The sequence below is a fragment of the Moritella sp. JT01 genome, from assembly GCF_001574435.1.
Lineage (GTDB): Bacteria > Pseudomonadota > Gammaproteobacteria > Enterobacterales > Moritellaceae > Moritella.
Window position 1 is genome coordinate 133,545 of the sequence record NZ_LOCN01000011.1, and the last position, 13,767, is coordinate 147,311.

The following is a 13,767-nucleotide window of genomic DNA, read 5'->3' on the forward strand; positions in this document are numbered from 1 at the left end:
TCGTTAATTAAGTGTTATGTTACTTAATGACCCGCAAAGAGGGTCTACCTTTAGCAGGTTTTGGACGCTCAGGTGTTTCGCTCTCATCATCAGAGCTAACAGCAGGCGCACTCACTAGAGCCGGCGCACTTCTCTCTTCACTTGGCTCAACAGCCGCGTCAGCGCTCTCTTGCTCTGCTTGATCGATATATGCCTGTTCCGGTTCAAACATACTACCTGCGCCATTCTCACGCGCGTAGATAGCTGTAATAGCCGAAATCGGTACATAAACATCAAATGGCACACCACCGAAACGAGCATTAAAGCTCAGCGCGGTGTTGTTCAGCTCAAAAGCTACAACAGCTGTTGGGGCAATATTCAACACAATTTGGCCATCTTGAACAAACTGCTGCGGTACATAAACACCAGCAATATGTGCATCAACAACAATATGTGGTGTTAAGTCATTATCAAGTAACCACTCATAGTGGCTACGTAATAAATAGGGACGAATTGGGGTCATTTTATCCATAACTTACATTAACATTCTCATTTCACGTTCTTGTTCAGTTAAAGATGCTTGGAATGATTCACGATCAAATACACGAAGCATATAGTTCTTTAACTCACTTGCAGCTTGACCTGGAAGATCAATACCGAGTTCAGGTAAACGCCATAATAACGGAGCCATATAGCAATCAACTAAGCTGAACTCTTCACTCATGAAATATGGGTATTCAGCAAAAATTGGGCTGATACTCATTAATGCTTCTTGTAGTTGCTTGCGCGCTACAGCAGCTTCTTCAACAGAGCCTTTCATGATCTTCGTCACTAATGAATACCAATCGTTCTCGATACGGTGCATCATTAAACGACTGCTACCACGAGACACAGGATAAACCGGCATCAAAGGTGGATGCGGAAAACGCTCATCCAGATATTCCATGATGATACGTGAGTTATATAATGTCAGTTCACGGTCGATTAATGTTGGTACTGTCTGATATGGATTCAAATCAATTAGATCTTCAGGTAGGTTATTACGATCAACCTGATGAATATCAACACTTACGCCTTTTTCAGCTAAGACGATTCGGACTTGATGACTATATAGATCAGTCGGCTCCGAATATAACACCATAACTGAACGTTTATTAGCAGCTAATGCCATGCCACCTCCAATAAATTGTAAACACAAACGCCAATGATAGCCTAAACTAGCATTGGCGGTACGTAATTCTTTTACCAGCAACTTTACAAGTAATGCGGCAACATATCAGTGATTAGTGGATATCACGCCAGTATTCGCGGTTCAGGAACCAAGTAAATACAAGTAGAATAAGTAAGAATCCAATAACCCAGAAGCCCATTTCTTGACGTTCAAGCTGATTAGGCTCTGCCGAGTAAACTAAGAAGTTTACCAAATCTAACATTGCTTCATCAAACTCTTCTGCTGATAACTCACCGTTTCCATCGGGACTTAGGTAGCTAGTCAGAATTTCACCTGTTGCAACACCATTAGCGTCAACAACTGCGGTTTCTTTAACAATTCTAGCACCTTCCGGCAGATCTAGCTCTTCTTCGTTATGTTTTATTTCTAAAAGACGCGCTGTACCTTGCAGTTCTTCAAGTACATGCGGCATACCCACGCTTGGGAATACCACATTATTCACACCAAATGGGCGTGTTTCGTCAATATAGAAAGAACGCAAATAAGTATAAACCCAATCTGCACCACGTAAACGCGCTTCAAGTGTTAGGTCTGGTGGTGTAGCACCAAACCATTTAGCACCACTTTCAGCAGGCATTGCGGTTTTCATTAATGAGCCAACTTTCACCCCGGTAAATACCAGGTTTTCAGACATGATTTCACGATCGATACCCAGATCATCAGCAACACGTGAATAACGTTGATATTGCGTAGAGTGACAAGTAGAGCAATAATTCATGAAGATTTTAGCACCATTTTGCAGTGATGCTTTGTCTCTTAAATCATAATTGGCTTCATCTAAATGCGCAGCATTACCAGATGCAAATGCAGCCATAGGCAATAGGGTAAGTAACGCGATAAATAATTTTTTCATTACATTGTCACCCTTTTTGGTAATGGTTTAGTGGTTTCATTCTTACTGTAGAACCACAGCAGTGCGAAATAACCAAAGTAACCTAGTGTGGTAATTTGCGACAATAATGTACGGCCAGGTGTTGGTGCTAATGTTCCTAATACACCCAGAATAATGAAACAAATAACAAACTGAGATAAATTAAGTTTATGCCAAACACTACGGTAACGGATTGATTTCACTTTCCCGCGATCAATCCAAGGCACTAAGAATAGCATCACAATAGAAAGGCCCATCATGATCACACCACCAAGTTTGTCCGGAACCGCACGTAAAATGGCGTAAAACGGAGTGAAGTACCACACTGGCGCAATATGATCAGGTGTTTTCAATGGGTTTGCCGCTTCAAAGTTTGGCGCTTCTAAGAAGTAACCACCACCTTCAGGCATAAAGAAGATCACAATACTACATAAGATAAGCATCACGACTACCGCAACAGCATCGTGCACTGAGTAGTAAGGATGGAATGGAATAGCATCTTTCGGCCAACCATTTTCATCTTTGTTTTCTTTGATTTCAATACCGTCTGGGTTATTAGAACCAACGTGATGCAGTGCAACGATGTGTAAGAACACCAGTACCACAAGTACTAATGGCACAGCAATAACGTGTAGCGCAAAGAAGCGGTTTAGTGTCGCACCCGAGATAACATAATCACCACGGATCCAAAGTGTTAAATCATCACCAATTACTGGAATTGCACCAAATAAAGAGATAATAACCTGTGCACCCCAGAATGACATTTGACCCCATGGTAGTAGATAACCCATGAAAGCTTCAGCCATCAGTGCTAAGAAGATTAAGCAACCAAAGACCCACAATAATTCACGTGGTTTTTGGTATGAACCGTACATCAAACCACGGAACATGTGCAGATACACAACCACAAAGAATGCTGAAGCACCCGTCGAATGCATATAACGTAACAACCAGCCAAATTCAACATCACGCATGATGTATTCAATTGAAGCAAAAGCACCGTCACCAGATGGGTTATAATTCATCGTTAACCAGATACCCGTTAGGATCTGATTAACAAACACAACCGTAGCTAAAATGCCAAAGTAATACCAGAAGTTAAAGTTTTTCGGCGCTGGATATTGACCAGCGTGTTTATTCCACGTATCCGTCATTGGGATACGTTCATCAATCCAATTGACTAATTTACCAAGCATTAGGTAGCTCCCTTATCTACACCGATTAGAATCGTCGTTTTATCAATATAATAATGCGGTGGTATGACTAGATTCAACGGTGCAGGTACGCCTTGGAATACACGACCAGCCATATCAAATTTAGAACCATGACATGGACAGAAGAAACCAGAAGAAACACCTTCGACTTGTTCGCCAAAGCTATCCGGCAGATAAGTTGGAGAGCACCCTAAGTGGGTACAAATACCAACGGCTACAAATAAGTCTGATTTAATCGAGCGATATTTGTTTTGTGCGTAATTTGGTTGTTGTTCTTGTTCTGATGCCGGATCGCGTAACGAACCATCATGCTGTTCAAGTTCGTTTAACACGCTTTCTGTACGAGATACAATCCATACAGGTTTGCCTCGCCATTCAACGCGAATTAACTGGCCAGGTTCAATTTTACTAATATCAACTTCAACCGGAGCGCCAGCTGCTTTAGCTTTAGCACTCGGATTCCAAGATTTGATAAAAGGTACGGCTGCGCCGACAGCTCCAACACCACCTACTACACATGTAGCAGCGGTCAAAAAGCGACGACGACCAGAATCAACAGGCGCATTGCTCATCCAATTATTCTCCCATTCGGACTCAGCGCAAATTATTGTTATTATCTTGCAGTGAATACCATTTCAAAAAAGATAACTTTTTATTAGCTAAAAAAGTTACATAAATGCCGTTGAATTTTAATTAATTGGTTACATTTTTACAAGGACAATGAGACATTAATCATGGATTTTCAGTGATTAAGTCAATATCTGTCGCTTATGACCCAGTAAACAGACCAAGTCGCTCTGTTTCTGTGTTAAGTACAGTCACGCAAGTCAGAAACAGTATTATATTTAACAAAGATGCAACCTAGTTAAATAAAAAAAGACAAAAAAAAGACAAAAAAAAGCCTGGCATATGCCAGGCTTTCGTCGCAATAAAGCGAACCACCAAAAAACGGATTAACGTTTTGAGAACTGTGGACGTTTACGTGCTTTTCTAAGACCAACTTTCTTACGTTCAACTTGACGAGCATCACGAGTAACAAAACCAGCTGCACGTAGAGCAGGACGAAGAGTTTCGTCATATTCCATAAGTGCGCGAGTGATACCGTGACGGATTGCGCCAGCTTGACCAGTAGTACCACCACCAGAAACAGTGATGTTTAGGTCGAATTTGTCTTGTAGTTCAACTAATTCTAGTGCTTGACGAACAACCATACGAGCTGTTTCACGACCAAAATAAACTTCTAAAGAACGTTTATTGATAGTTAGTTGACCAGTACCAGCTTTCATGAATACACGAGCTGTTGAACTTTTACGACGACCAGTGCCGTAGTATTGATTTTCTGCCATTTGCTTAAATTCCGTAAATTAGATGTCTAGAACTTGTGGTTGTTGAGCAGCATGATTGTGCTCAGGACCTGCGTATACTTTCATCTTACGGAACATTGCACGGCCTAGAGGACCTTTTGGCAACATACCTTTAACCGCAGACTGGATAACGCGCTCTGGAGCTTTTTCAATAAGCTTTTCAAAGCTAATTGATTTTATGCCGCCAATGTAACCTGTGTGCGAGTAGTAAATTTTACCTTTCGCTTTGTTACCAGTTACAACGATTTTTTCACAGTTTACAACGATGATGTAATCGCCAGTATCAGCATGAGGAGTGTACTCAGGCTTGTGCTTACCACGTAAGCGAGTAGCGATTTCAGTCGCAAGACGGCCTAAAGTTTTACCTTCAGCGTCAACAACGAACCATTCACGTTTGATCGTGCTTGGTGTAGCAACAAAAGTTTTCATTTTATATTGAACCCAATAAAATTTGTTTAAACTATCACATACAGTTATCTATACGTGAACTATATACCTTGCTCATCCCTTCGAATAAGTACATGGCGTCATTAGGACAAGGAACCACCACAGCACCTTGTTCGTGGGCAGCGCGTATTATAAAGAGAAATGAGCGAAATTTCACCTATATTTTTAAAAAAATAGGATTAATCTCAAAAAACATCAGAATAAGACCAAGAAAATGACTGAAATTAAGATTATTTCCGCAATTTAACTTGATGCACTTGATGATTTAGGCCTTTAGTTAGAATGAGGTTAGCACGTTCTCGCGTTGGTAAGATATTTTCTACTAAGTTTTTACCATTAATTGTACGCCAAATGTTCAATGCCACATCTTTTGCTTCATCCTCACCCAGTTTGGCGTAATGATGGAAATATGAACTTGAATCGGTAAAAGCACTTTCTCGTAGTTGCAAAAAACGTTGCACATACCAGTTCTCGAGGTTTTCAGTGTCAGCATCCACATAAATAGAAAAATCGACAAAATCAGAAACAAATACCCGATGCGGATCATTGGGGTATTCTAATCCCGATTGTAAGACATTTAAGCCTTCAAGAATAACGATATCAGGTTGTTCAACGACCATTTCTTGGTCTGTTTCGATATCATAAGAAAAATGTGAATAAACGGGCGCCGTGACACGATCATGACCCGACTTAATATCAGCTACAAATTTCACTAAGGTATTAATGTCATAACTTTCAGGAAAGCCTTTACGCTTCATCAAACCATGCTCTTTTAAATACGCATTTGGATAAAGAAAGCCATCAGTGGTGATTAACGCAACCTTCGGATGTTCGCTCCAGCATTGTAATAATGCTTGCAAGATCCTGGCGGTGGTACTTTTACCGACAGCAACACTGCCCGCGAGGCTAATAATGTAAGGTACTTTAGCCACTTTACGGCCCAAGAATTGATCGCGAACAAGACGGCGTTGAATTCGATTCGTGACATATAAGTTAAGCAAACGTGACAACGGCAGGTAAATATCACACACTTCTTCAATAGAAACACGTTCATTAATACCTTGTAACTGTTTTAACTCTAGGGCTGATAAGGTCAAAGGTACTGACTCTCTCAGTTCAGCCCAATATTCCCTGTCAAACACTTGATATGGTGAGTAATTCATTAAACTAAAAACCTACTTAATGCCATAATAATCACTTACTTCATGTATCTAGAAGCAAGCCTTTGCAATGGATTTAATGACGTAATAACACTATTAACGTCACTTTGTCAGTCCATGTCCGCCGAAACAATAGCCTATATACTCACCGTAACTCAATCAATAAATATGTTTATTACAGTATTTATTTTAATAACGCGCACAAAAACTACCTACTTAGTGCTAAAAGTAGGCGTATTTTCGTCGTTGTTAACCTAAGGTAAATGTTCACGCGCCAAATATTCATGGGATTGCATTTCTTGTAAACGTGATAAACAACGGCGAAATTCAAAATCGAGTAAACCAGTACTATACAAGGCTGACATTTCAAACTCGGCCGAAATAATTAAGGTAACGTTACGCTCATAAAACTCATCTACCATGGCAATAAAACGACGGGCAATGTCATCCCTTAATCGCCCCATTTGTTTCACATTTGCTAATAATACGGTGTGATAAATACGTGAAATTTCCATGTAATCAACCTGACTACGCGGCCCTCCACATAACTCCGAAAAATCAATCATCAACACACTATCCGCTTCCGCTAATGTTTGTATCTGGCGGTTTTCAATTTCTATCGACTGATTATACTGACGGGGGTCACAAGATAATTGTTGAAAGTATTGGTCTAAATTTTTCTGAGCCGCACCATCTAATGGACAATGATAAATTTCTGCTTGCTCTAAAGTACGTAACCGATAATCAACGCCACTATCCACATTAATGATGTCGCAATTTTGATTAATCAAATGAATGGCAGGTAAAAAACGCGCACGCTGCAAGCCATTACGGTAAAGCTCATCAGGAATAATATTTGATGTAGCAACCAAGATAACTTGATGAGAAAATAACTCTTCAAATAATGTGCCTAAAATCATCGCATCAGTAATATCCGAAACAAAAAACTCATCAAAACAAATGACGCGTGTTTCGTTAGCTAACTTCTTTGCGATCACTTTCAATGGATCTTTTTGTTGCGCTAATCCTTTCAGTTCCTTATGGATTCGATGCATAAAACGATGAAAGTGAATACGGGTTTTATTCTCAAACGGGAGACAATCGTAGAAAGTATCAACTAAATAGGTCTTACCTCTTCCTACCCCACCCCAGAAATAAATACCTTTAACTGGATTTATTAGCAACGGTGTTGGCTTTGTTGTTAACCCTTTCAACTTGGCTAAGAAACTGCGTTTTACGGGTTTGTCTGGTACAGCTAATAATTCATCAAACAGCCGTTGTAATGCTATTACTGCATTCTCTTGTGCCGCATCAAACATAAAGTCAGGGCGCTTTAAATCAAGCTGATATTTTTCTATTGGGGTCATTATAATTGCTAATCCTTTACTGTTTCTAACGCCTTACTCACCACGCATTAATAATAATCAATGCTACCATGTTGTATTCTTTTGAAATACACTATTTTAAAACTAAGGAGCTTATATTAGAGTATCAAAATGAGTGTTCCGTATTAGTAGAATACAAATTACCATTTAACGAGGTGTATATGCCCTATCTTGAAATATTAATTAGTTTGGTTATCGGTATTATTATCGGTTTTGCTATTGCGAAGATAACCAACACAAAAGATCAAACAGGTAAGTTTAAGGGTAAGCTACTCGCCAAAGAAGCTGAAATTGAACAATACAAACATGATGTTAATGAACACTTCACCAGCACCGAAGCATTATTAATGAAATTGTCTGATACCTATGTAGAAATGCAACAGCATTTAGCCAGCAACGCCAAGCATTTATTAGATAATGTTGCCGTTAAAGATATTCCTTTTCAGACCAAAGAAATCGTTGACCCTGCAGAACCAATAGAAGGGCAACCAAAAGATTATTCAAGTACGAGTTCGGGGTTACTGAACAAATAACTTGAACTTTTAGCTTTCAGCCACACCTAACTGTTTGTGCTTCTAATTTTTAAAGGCTTAAACTGTTATGAAACCTAAATTACACTTCAAAACACTCACTGCTTTAGCATTAAGTACAGCAATGGGGTTAGTAAGTTTACCTGCAACAGCAGCTTTCCCTCCCGCTGTTGCAGGACAAGCCTTACCCAGTCTTGCGCCGATATTAGAACAAGTCACCCCTGCCGTGGTAAATATATCAGTGTCTGGTACTAAGGTTTCGCAACAGCGTATCCCAGAAGCATTTCGCTATTTTTTTGGCCCTGAAGGCCCAGGTTATCAACAACAAACTAGGCCTTTTCAAGGTCTCGGTTCTGGTGTGATCATCGATGCCGAACAAGGCTACATCCTTACTAACAACCATGTAATAGCTGATGCCGACAAGATCCAGGTGATGTTAAAAGATGGTCATGAATATGATGCCAAACTCATCGGTGCGGATAAAAGTAGTGACATAGCCCTCTTACAAATTAAAGCAAAAAACTTAACCGAGATTAAATTCGCCGACTCAGATAAATTACGTGTCGGCGATTTTACGATCGCCATTGGTAACCCATTCGGCTTAGGCCAAACCGTGACATCCGGTATTGTCAGTGCATTAGGCCGAACCGGGCTTCAGTTAGAGAACCTGGAAAACTTCATCCAAACCGATGCGGCGATTAATAGCGGTAATTCCGGCGGCGCGTTAATTAATTTACGTGGCGAATTAATCGGTATTAACACGGCGATATTAGGGCCAAACGGCGGCAACGTAGGTATCGGTTTTGCGATACCCGCTAATATGGCCAATAACCTGATACAGCAAATTATCGAACATGGTGAAGTTCGCCGTGGCGTATTAGGTGTTACAGGCCAAGAATTAACGGCTGATCTAGCGAAGGCGTTTGATATTGATCTGCAATATGGTGCATTCATTAACCAAGTCACAGCAAATTCTGCCGCAGAAGAAGCGGGGTTAATGGCCGGTGACATTATTGTCAGTGTCAATAATAATAACATCCGCAGTTTCAGTGAATTAAGAGCCAGAATTGGTACCTTAGGCGCAGATAAAAAAATCACTTTAGGCGTGATCAGAGACGGTAAAGAAGAACGTCTAATCGCAACGTTAAAACCCACTGATAATGAGCTAGCAAATGCCAGTAATTTACATCCAGGACTGGAAGGCGCTGCATTAGTCAGTGCAGACAACAATCAAGGTGTGCTGATTGCGAAAGTCGAACCACGTTCAATAGCGGCAACATCAGGCTTAGAGGAAGGTGATATTATTATTGGGGTGAATAAAGATAAAGTGACAAATTTAGCCCAGTTACGTGAATTGCTCACCGCAGAAAAATCTACATTGGCACTTAATATCAAGCGGAGTAACCAACATTTGTTCTTAGTATTACGTTAGCACTTACATCACTTTACAAGTTATTTCCTACATTCTCCTAGAAAGAGATGCTATTCTCTACGTTGCTATTTTTGATGGGTAACGTAGGGATATCTCAGTGCAAGGTTTGTTGTCATATATTTCAAAAAGTATCTTACTCGGTATCGCTGTCGCAACGATATTGCTTTTAGTATTACCACAATTAAAAAACAAACAAGGTTTAGCACTCACTCAACCATTTTCACTCGGTCTTAATGAGCAAATGAGTTTTTCTGCCGCCGTTAAACGCGCAGCGCCTTCAGTTGTCAATATTTATACACGTACCTACCAAAAATCAACCATTAATAGTAAACCGACATTACGTCCGCAAAGCCTTGGCTCTGGCGTGATCATGAATAAGAAGGGTTATTTACTCACAAACTATCACGTTATTGCCAATGCAGATCAAATAATTGTTGCGCTCCAAGACGGACGGTTTTTCACCGCAGAGTTAATTGGTTTTGATGAATATACCGACCTTGCAGTGTTAAACATCGACGCCAAAAATTTACCCAGTATCCCACAAAGTAAACATGAGCAGACCAATATTGGTGATGTGGTACTCGCCATTGGTAATCCATACAACTTAGGTCAAACTATCACCCAAGGTATTATTAGTGCCCGTGGTCGTATTGGTATGAGCACCACTGGCCATCAGAATTTCTTACAAACGGACGCCGCAATTAACGAAGGTAACTCGGGTGGTGCGCTTGTAAATAGTCTAGGTGAATTAGTCGGTATTAATACGGCATCATTTCAATTGGTCGAAAATGTTGAAACCATGGGTATCAGCTTTGCGATTCCCTATCCGCTCGCGGTTAAAATTATGGATGCATTGATTGCCAATGGTCGCGTGATCCGTGGTTATATCGGTATTGAAGGTACGTCAATAAATGCCGTGATGGCAAAGTTACTCGGTTTGAAAGCCAATCAAGGTATTGTCATACAAAATACCGCACCAAACTCGCCAGCAGAGAAAGCAGGGTTAATCGCGGGTGATGTGGTAATCAAATTCAATGGTACTGAAATTGATAATGTAATCTGGTTAATGGATGTGGTAGCGGAGCAGCGTCCTGGCTCAAAAATCAACTTAACGGTAATACGTGAAGGTAAGCAGTTTGACATCTCAGTCAAGCTGGGTGAGCTGCAAGCACTACAGCCATAACATAACAAAACGTAGACATAAAAAGGGCGCATATCAATGCGCCCTTTTTATTTATTACAAATACTTACACGTTATTAACTGTTATTCAAACGACACAATGTCAGACGAATATTAACCTTTAATACGCGTAATGTTACCGCCTAAGCCTTGTAGCTTATCTTCAATAAACTCATAACCACGGTCAATGTGATAAATACGCTCTACCGTTGTTTCGCCTGTCGCGAGGAAACCCGCAATAACAAGACTTGCAGAAGCGCGTAAGTCTGTTGCCATCACTTGTGCGCCAGTCAAACGGTCAGTATCGCGACAAATAGCCGTATTACCTTCCAGTTCAATGTCTGCGCCCATACGTGCTAATTCAGGCACGTGCATGAAACGGTTTTCAAAAATCGTTTCAATGATAGTCGACGTACCTTTCGCCACTGTATTTAATACCGTGAACTGTGCTTGCATATCTGTTGGGAAACCAGGATAAGGTACCGTTTTGATATTTACCGCTTTTAACTCACGGCCTTGCATATCAAGTGTGATCCAATCATCACCCGTTTCAATCGTGGCACCTGCTTCTTCAAGCTTGAGTAATACTGCATCAAGTAATGAAGGGTCTGTTTTGTGGCATTTAATTTTACCACCAGTGACAGCCGCAGCAACAAGGAAAGTACCCGTTTCGATACGATCAGGTTGCACTTTATAGGTACCACCATGAAGCGCTTCAACACCTTCAATGATTAATACGTCAGAACCAATACCACTAATCTTAGCACCAAGTGAATTTAAGAAATTCGCTAAATCAACCACTTCTGGTTCTCTTGCTGCATTCTCAATCGTGGTTGTTCCGTCTGCAAGTACCGCGGCCATTAATAGATTTTCAGTACCGGTTACGCTGACCATGTCCATTAAGATACGCGCACCTTTTAAACGACCATCAACGCGGGCTTTAATGTAGCCTTCTTCAACGCGGATGTCTGCTTGCATCATTTCTAAACCATGAATATGTAGATTCACAGGGCGAGCACCGATTGCACAACCACCCGGTAAAGAAACGTCGGCAGTCGAAAATTTAGCCGTCAAAGGACCTAATGCTAAAATTGACGCACGCATCGTTTTAACTAATTCATAAGGCGCTTTTTGACAGTTCACAGAGCCAGCAGTAATAACAACATCACCTTCTGCGTTGCGTTCCGCCTGTGCACCAAGCTCACGTAATAATTGCAACGTGGTCTTAATATCTCTTAATTCAGGAACATTCTTAAGAGTGATCGTTTCATCACTTAGCAATGTGGCAAATAAAATCGGTAGTGCAGCATTTTTAGCACCCGAAATAGTCACATCGCCATTTAACTGACAAGGACCTTTAATTAAAAACTTATCCATTCTAATCCAGCCTAAGAAGGTAATATGAATTTACGTTCGCGAACCCATTCTTCAGGTGTATATGCCTTGATGGTTAACGCATGAATACTATTTGATGCAATTTGTTCATTTAATGGCGCATAAATAGCTTGTTGTTTTTTTACACGGTTCATACCGACAAACATTTCGGCGACAGCGATAACTTCATAATGGCTGCCTTCACCTTTAACGTGTAATTCCTGGAACGTGTATGCACTCTCCAGCAATGTTTGTAATTCGTTAATATCCATAATACTTAAATCCTATGATGTCGCCATTCTAAGCGTAGTTAAAACCGTACATGCCGCTAGCGTTATTGTAATAGACCCTTAACTGCACGTTTAGTTTTAAGTGAATGGCGATCTAGCTGAAATAATTGCGCTTAAAACTAAAGTATTAAAATAACCCAGTATTCTAAAAGTAATCTGTATAATACACAATCATAAAAGCATAACTGTGTGAGGATTTTTCCCCTTCAATCTTGAATACTAAACAAGATTTAACAATTTACCTTTTCTTTCAGTGCAAAAAGACCGAAAATAGTGTTCTTTCTTATCAATGTTTAAACTGTGTCGATGTTAACTACAAATATTATTATTTTAATTCTTGGATTTATTGGCCTAGTCATCAGTGCCGATAGATTCGTATATGGTGCCGCAGGTTTAGCAAGAAACTTAGGTATTTCACCACTGGTTATTGGTCTGACAATTGTCGCGATGGGTTCGTCCGCGCCAGAAATGATGGTCGCGGTATCGGCATCACTTAATGGTTCACCGAACACTGCCATTGGTAATGCGATTGGTTCTAACATTACCAACATCACCTTAGTATTAGGTATCACCGCGTTAATAAAACCATTGCTCGTAGGCTCAGCAACGATCCGTCGTGAGATCCCGATGGTATTAATTACCACACTATTGGCGGGTGTTGTGCTGTGGGATTTAAAATTGGAGATGTACGAAGGCGTGATTTTATTATTACTCTTCTTCATTACTATCCTTACCTTAACTATCCTAGCATTAAAACGTCCAAGCAATGATCCGCTTACCCAAGAACATGACGATGAAGTACCTGAAGGAGTGCCAACCTGGAAAGCGGTGTCGTGGCTTGTCGTAGGTATGATTGCATTGCCTGTCAGTTCACATTTCCTTGTTGGCTCAGCCGTTGTTATTGCACAACATTTTGGTATGAGTGATTTAGTGATCGGTCTGACTATTATTGCAGTTGGTACTAGCTTACCTGAACTCGCCGCATCCGTAACTGGTGTACTTAAAGGTGAAGATGATCTTGCTATTGGTAATATCATTGGTTCTAATATATTCAACATCTTAGCTGTATTATCACTACCCGGTATTTTAGCTCCAGGCATGATTGATCCGGCGATTATTAGTCGTGATTTCTATTATATGCTTGGCGCAACGGTGTTAATGCTGGTGATGGCAATGGGCTTTAGAGGCCGTCCAGGACGTATAACTCGTGTTGAAGGTGCCATTTTACTCGCTGGTTTTGTAGCGTATCAATTTATTGTATTTAGTAGCATTTAACAGTGCTTAATATTTTTAAGCTAAGTATTAAACAG

15 protein-coding genes are annotated in these 13,767 nt (G+C 40.5%); 4 read left to right on the forward strand and 11 right to left on the reverse strand.

Annotated features, from left to right (window positions below; translation table 11 throughout):
• Nucleotides 1-19: 19 nt before the first annotated feature.
• The 9 genes from sspB to zapE all read right to left on the reverse strand — a co-directional run bounded on the left by sspB (nt 20) and on the right by zapE (nt 7,633).
• A complete protein-coding gene (gene sspB, locus AKG98_RS11595) occupies nt 20-511 on the reverse strand; it encodes a ClpXP protease specificity-enhancing factor (RefSeq protein ID WP_198155502.1) in 492 nt (163 codons plus the stop codon).
• A gap of 3 nt (nt 512-514) precedes the next feature.
• A complete protein-coding gene (gene sspA / locus AKG98_RS11600; protein WP_006032937.1) occupies nt 515-1,150 on the reverse strand; it encodes a stringent starvation protein SspA in 636 nt (211 codons plus the stop codon).
• A gap of 112 nt (nt 1,151-1,262) precedes the next feature.
• Nucleotides 1,263-2,063 carry a cytochrome c1 gene (locus AKG98_RS11605; protein WP_067045866.1) on the reverse strand — a complete coding sequence of 267 codons (801 nt, stop codon included), beginning with the start codon at nt 2,061-2,063 and terminating at the stop codon, nt 1,263-1,265.
• Nucleotides 2,063-3,277, reverse strand: a complete 1,215-nt coding sequence (locus AKG98_RS11610; RefSeq protein ID WP_067045868.1) for a cytochrome bc complex cytochrome b subunit — start codon at nt 3,275-3,277, stop codon at nt 2,063-2,065. Before AKG98_RS11610 ends, AKG98_RS11605 begins: the two co-directional genes overlap by 1 nt.
• Nucleotides 3,277-3,867: a ubiquinol-cytochrome c reductase iron-sulfur subunit gene (gene petA / locus AKG98_RS11615; protein WP_067045870.1), complete on the reverse strand. Its 591-nt coding sequence runs from the start codon at nt 3,865-3,867 to the stop codon at nt 3,277-3,279. Before petA ends, AKG98_RS11610 begins: the two co-directional genes overlap by 1 nt.
• A 381-nt stretch (nt 3,868-4,248) precedes the next feature.
• A complete protein-coding gene (rpsI, locus tag AKG98_RS11620; RefSeq protein WP_067045872.1) occupies nt 4,249-4,641 on the reverse strand; it encodes a 30S ribosomal protein S9 in 393 nt (130 codons plus the stop codon).
• Nucleotides 4,642-4,659: 18 nt separating this feature from the next.
• Entirely contained in the window at nt 4,660-5,088 is a 429-nt protein-coding gene (gene rplM / locus AKG98_RS11625; protein ID WP_067045873.1) for a 50S ribosomal protein L13, read from the reverse strand.
• Nucleotides 5,089-5,336: 248 nt separating this feature from the next.
• A complete protein-coding gene (gene coaA, locus AKG98_RS11630) occupies nt 5,337-6,269 on the reverse strand; it encodes a type I pantothenate kinase (protein ID WP_067045875.1) in 933 nt (310 codons plus the stop codon).
• Between the two features lie 251 nt (nt 6,270-6,520).
• Nucleotides 6,521-7,633 (reverse strand): cell division protein ZapE, encoded by a 1,113-nt coding sequence (gene zapE / locus AKG98_RS11635; protein ID WP_067045877.1) that lies wholly within the window; start codon nt 7,631-7,633, stop codon nt 6,521-6,523.
• Nucleotides 7,634-7,812: 179 nt separating this feature from the next.
• Between zapE and AKG98_RS11640 the strand changes: the two genes are divergently transcribed.
• The 3 genes from AKG98_RS11640 (at nt 7,813) to degS (ending at nt 10,796) form a co-directional block, all read left to right on the forward strand.
• Nucleotides 7,813-8,184, forward strand: a complete 372-nt coding sequence (locus AKG98_RS11640) for a YhcB family protein (protein ID WP_067045879.1) — start codon at nt 7,813-7,815, stop codon at nt 8,182-8,184.
• 67 nt (nt 8,185-8,251) lie between these two features.
• Nucleotides 8,252-9,613: a Do family serine endopeptidase gene (locus tag AKG98_RS11645; RefSeq protein ID WP_067045881.1), complete on the forward strand. Its 1,362-nt coding sequence runs from the start codon at nt 8,252-8,254 to the stop codon at nt 9,611-9,613.
• Between the two features lie 97 nt (nt 9,614-9,710).
• On the forward strand, nt 9,711-10,796 hold the full coding sequence (gene degS / locus AKG98_RS11650; RefSeq protein ID WP_083543947.1) for an outer membrane-stress sensor serine endopeptidase DegS: 1,086 nt from the start codon (nt 9,711-9,713) through the stop codon (nt 10,794-10,796).
• Between the two features lie 111 nt (nt 10,797-10,907).
• Here degS and murA read toward each other — a convergent pair whose 3' ends face one another.
• Entirely contained in the window at nt 10,908-12,170 is a 1,263-nt protein-coding gene (gene murA, locus AKG98_RS11655) for a UDP-N-acetylglucosamine 1-carboxyvinyltransferase (protein WP_067045885.1), read from the reverse strand.
• An 11-nt stretch (nt 12,171-12,181) separates the two neighbouring features.
• A complete protein-coding gene (locus AKG98_RS11660; RefSeq protein WP_067045887.1) occupies nt 12,182-12,439 on the reverse strand; it encodes a BolA family protein in 258 nt (85 codons plus the stop codon).
• Between the two features lie 324 nt (nt 12,440-12,763).
• Between AKG98_RS11660 and AKG98_RS11665 the strand changes: the two genes are divergently transcribed.
• The gene (locus tag AKG98_RS11665) at nt 12,764-13,732 is read left to right on the forward strand and encodes a calcium/sodium antiporter (protein ID WP_067045990.1); all 969 of its coding nucleotides are present in this window, start codon (nt 12,764-12,766) and stop codon (nt 13,730-13,732) included.
• The last annotated feature ends 35 nt before the right edge of the window (nt 13,733-13,767 follow it).

Bases quoted from the DNA above. Each gene is read 5' to 3' on its own strand.
- coaA (WP_067045875.1), bottom strand. From the start codon at position 6,269: ATGAATTACTCACCATATCAAGTGTTTGACAGGGAATATTGGGCTGAA.
- sspB (WP_198155502.1), bottom strand. From the start codon at position 511: ATGGATAAAATGACCCCAATTCGTCCCTATTTATTACGTAGCCACTAT.
- murA (WP_067045885.1), bottom strand. From the start codon at position 12,170: ATGGATAAGTTTTTAATTAAAGGTCCTTGTCAGTTAAATGGCGATGTG.
- sspA (WP_006032937.1), bottom strand. From the start codon at position 1,150: ATGGCATTAGCTGCTAATAAACGTTCAGTTATGGTGTTATATTCGGAG.
- AKG98_RS11640 (WP_067045879.1), top strand. From the start codon at position 7,813: ATGCCCTATCTTGAAATATTAATTAGTTTGGTTATCGGTATTATTATC.
- rplM (WP_067045873.1), bottom strand. From the start codon at position 5,088: ATGAAAACTTTTGTTGCTACACCAAGCACGATCAAACGTGAATGGTTC.
- AKG98_RS11660 (WP_067045887.1), bottom strand. From the start codon at position 12,439: ATGGATATTAACGAATTACAAACATTGCTGGAGAGTGCATACACGTTC.
- AKG98_RS11645 (WP_067045881.1), top strand. From the start codon at position 8,252: ATGAAACCTAAATTACACTTCAAAACACTCACTGCTTTAGCATTAAGT.
- AKG98_RS11665 (WP_067045990.1), top strand. From the start codon at position 12,764: ATGTTAACTACAAATATTATTATTTTAATTCTTGGATTTATTGGCCTA.
- petA (WP_067045870.1), bottom strand. From the start codon at position 3,867: ATGAGCAATGCGCCTGTTGATTCTGGTCGTCGTCGCTTTTTGACCGCT.
- AKG98_RS11605 (WP_067045866.1), bottom strand. From the start codon at position 2,063: ATGAAAAAATTATTTATCGCGTTACTTACCCTATTGCCTATGGCTGCA.
- rpsI (WP_067045872.1), bottom strand. From the start codon at position 4,641: ATGGCAGAAAATCAATACTACGGCACTGGTCGTCGTAAAAGTTCAACA.
- zapE (WP_067045877.1), bottom strand. From the start codon at position 7,633: ATGACCCCAATAGAAAAATATCAGCTTGATTTAAAGCGCCCTGACTTT.
- AKG98_RS11610 (WP_067045868.1), bottom strand. From the start codon at position 3,277: ATGCTTGGTAAATTAGTCAATTGGATTGATGAACGTATCCCAATGACG.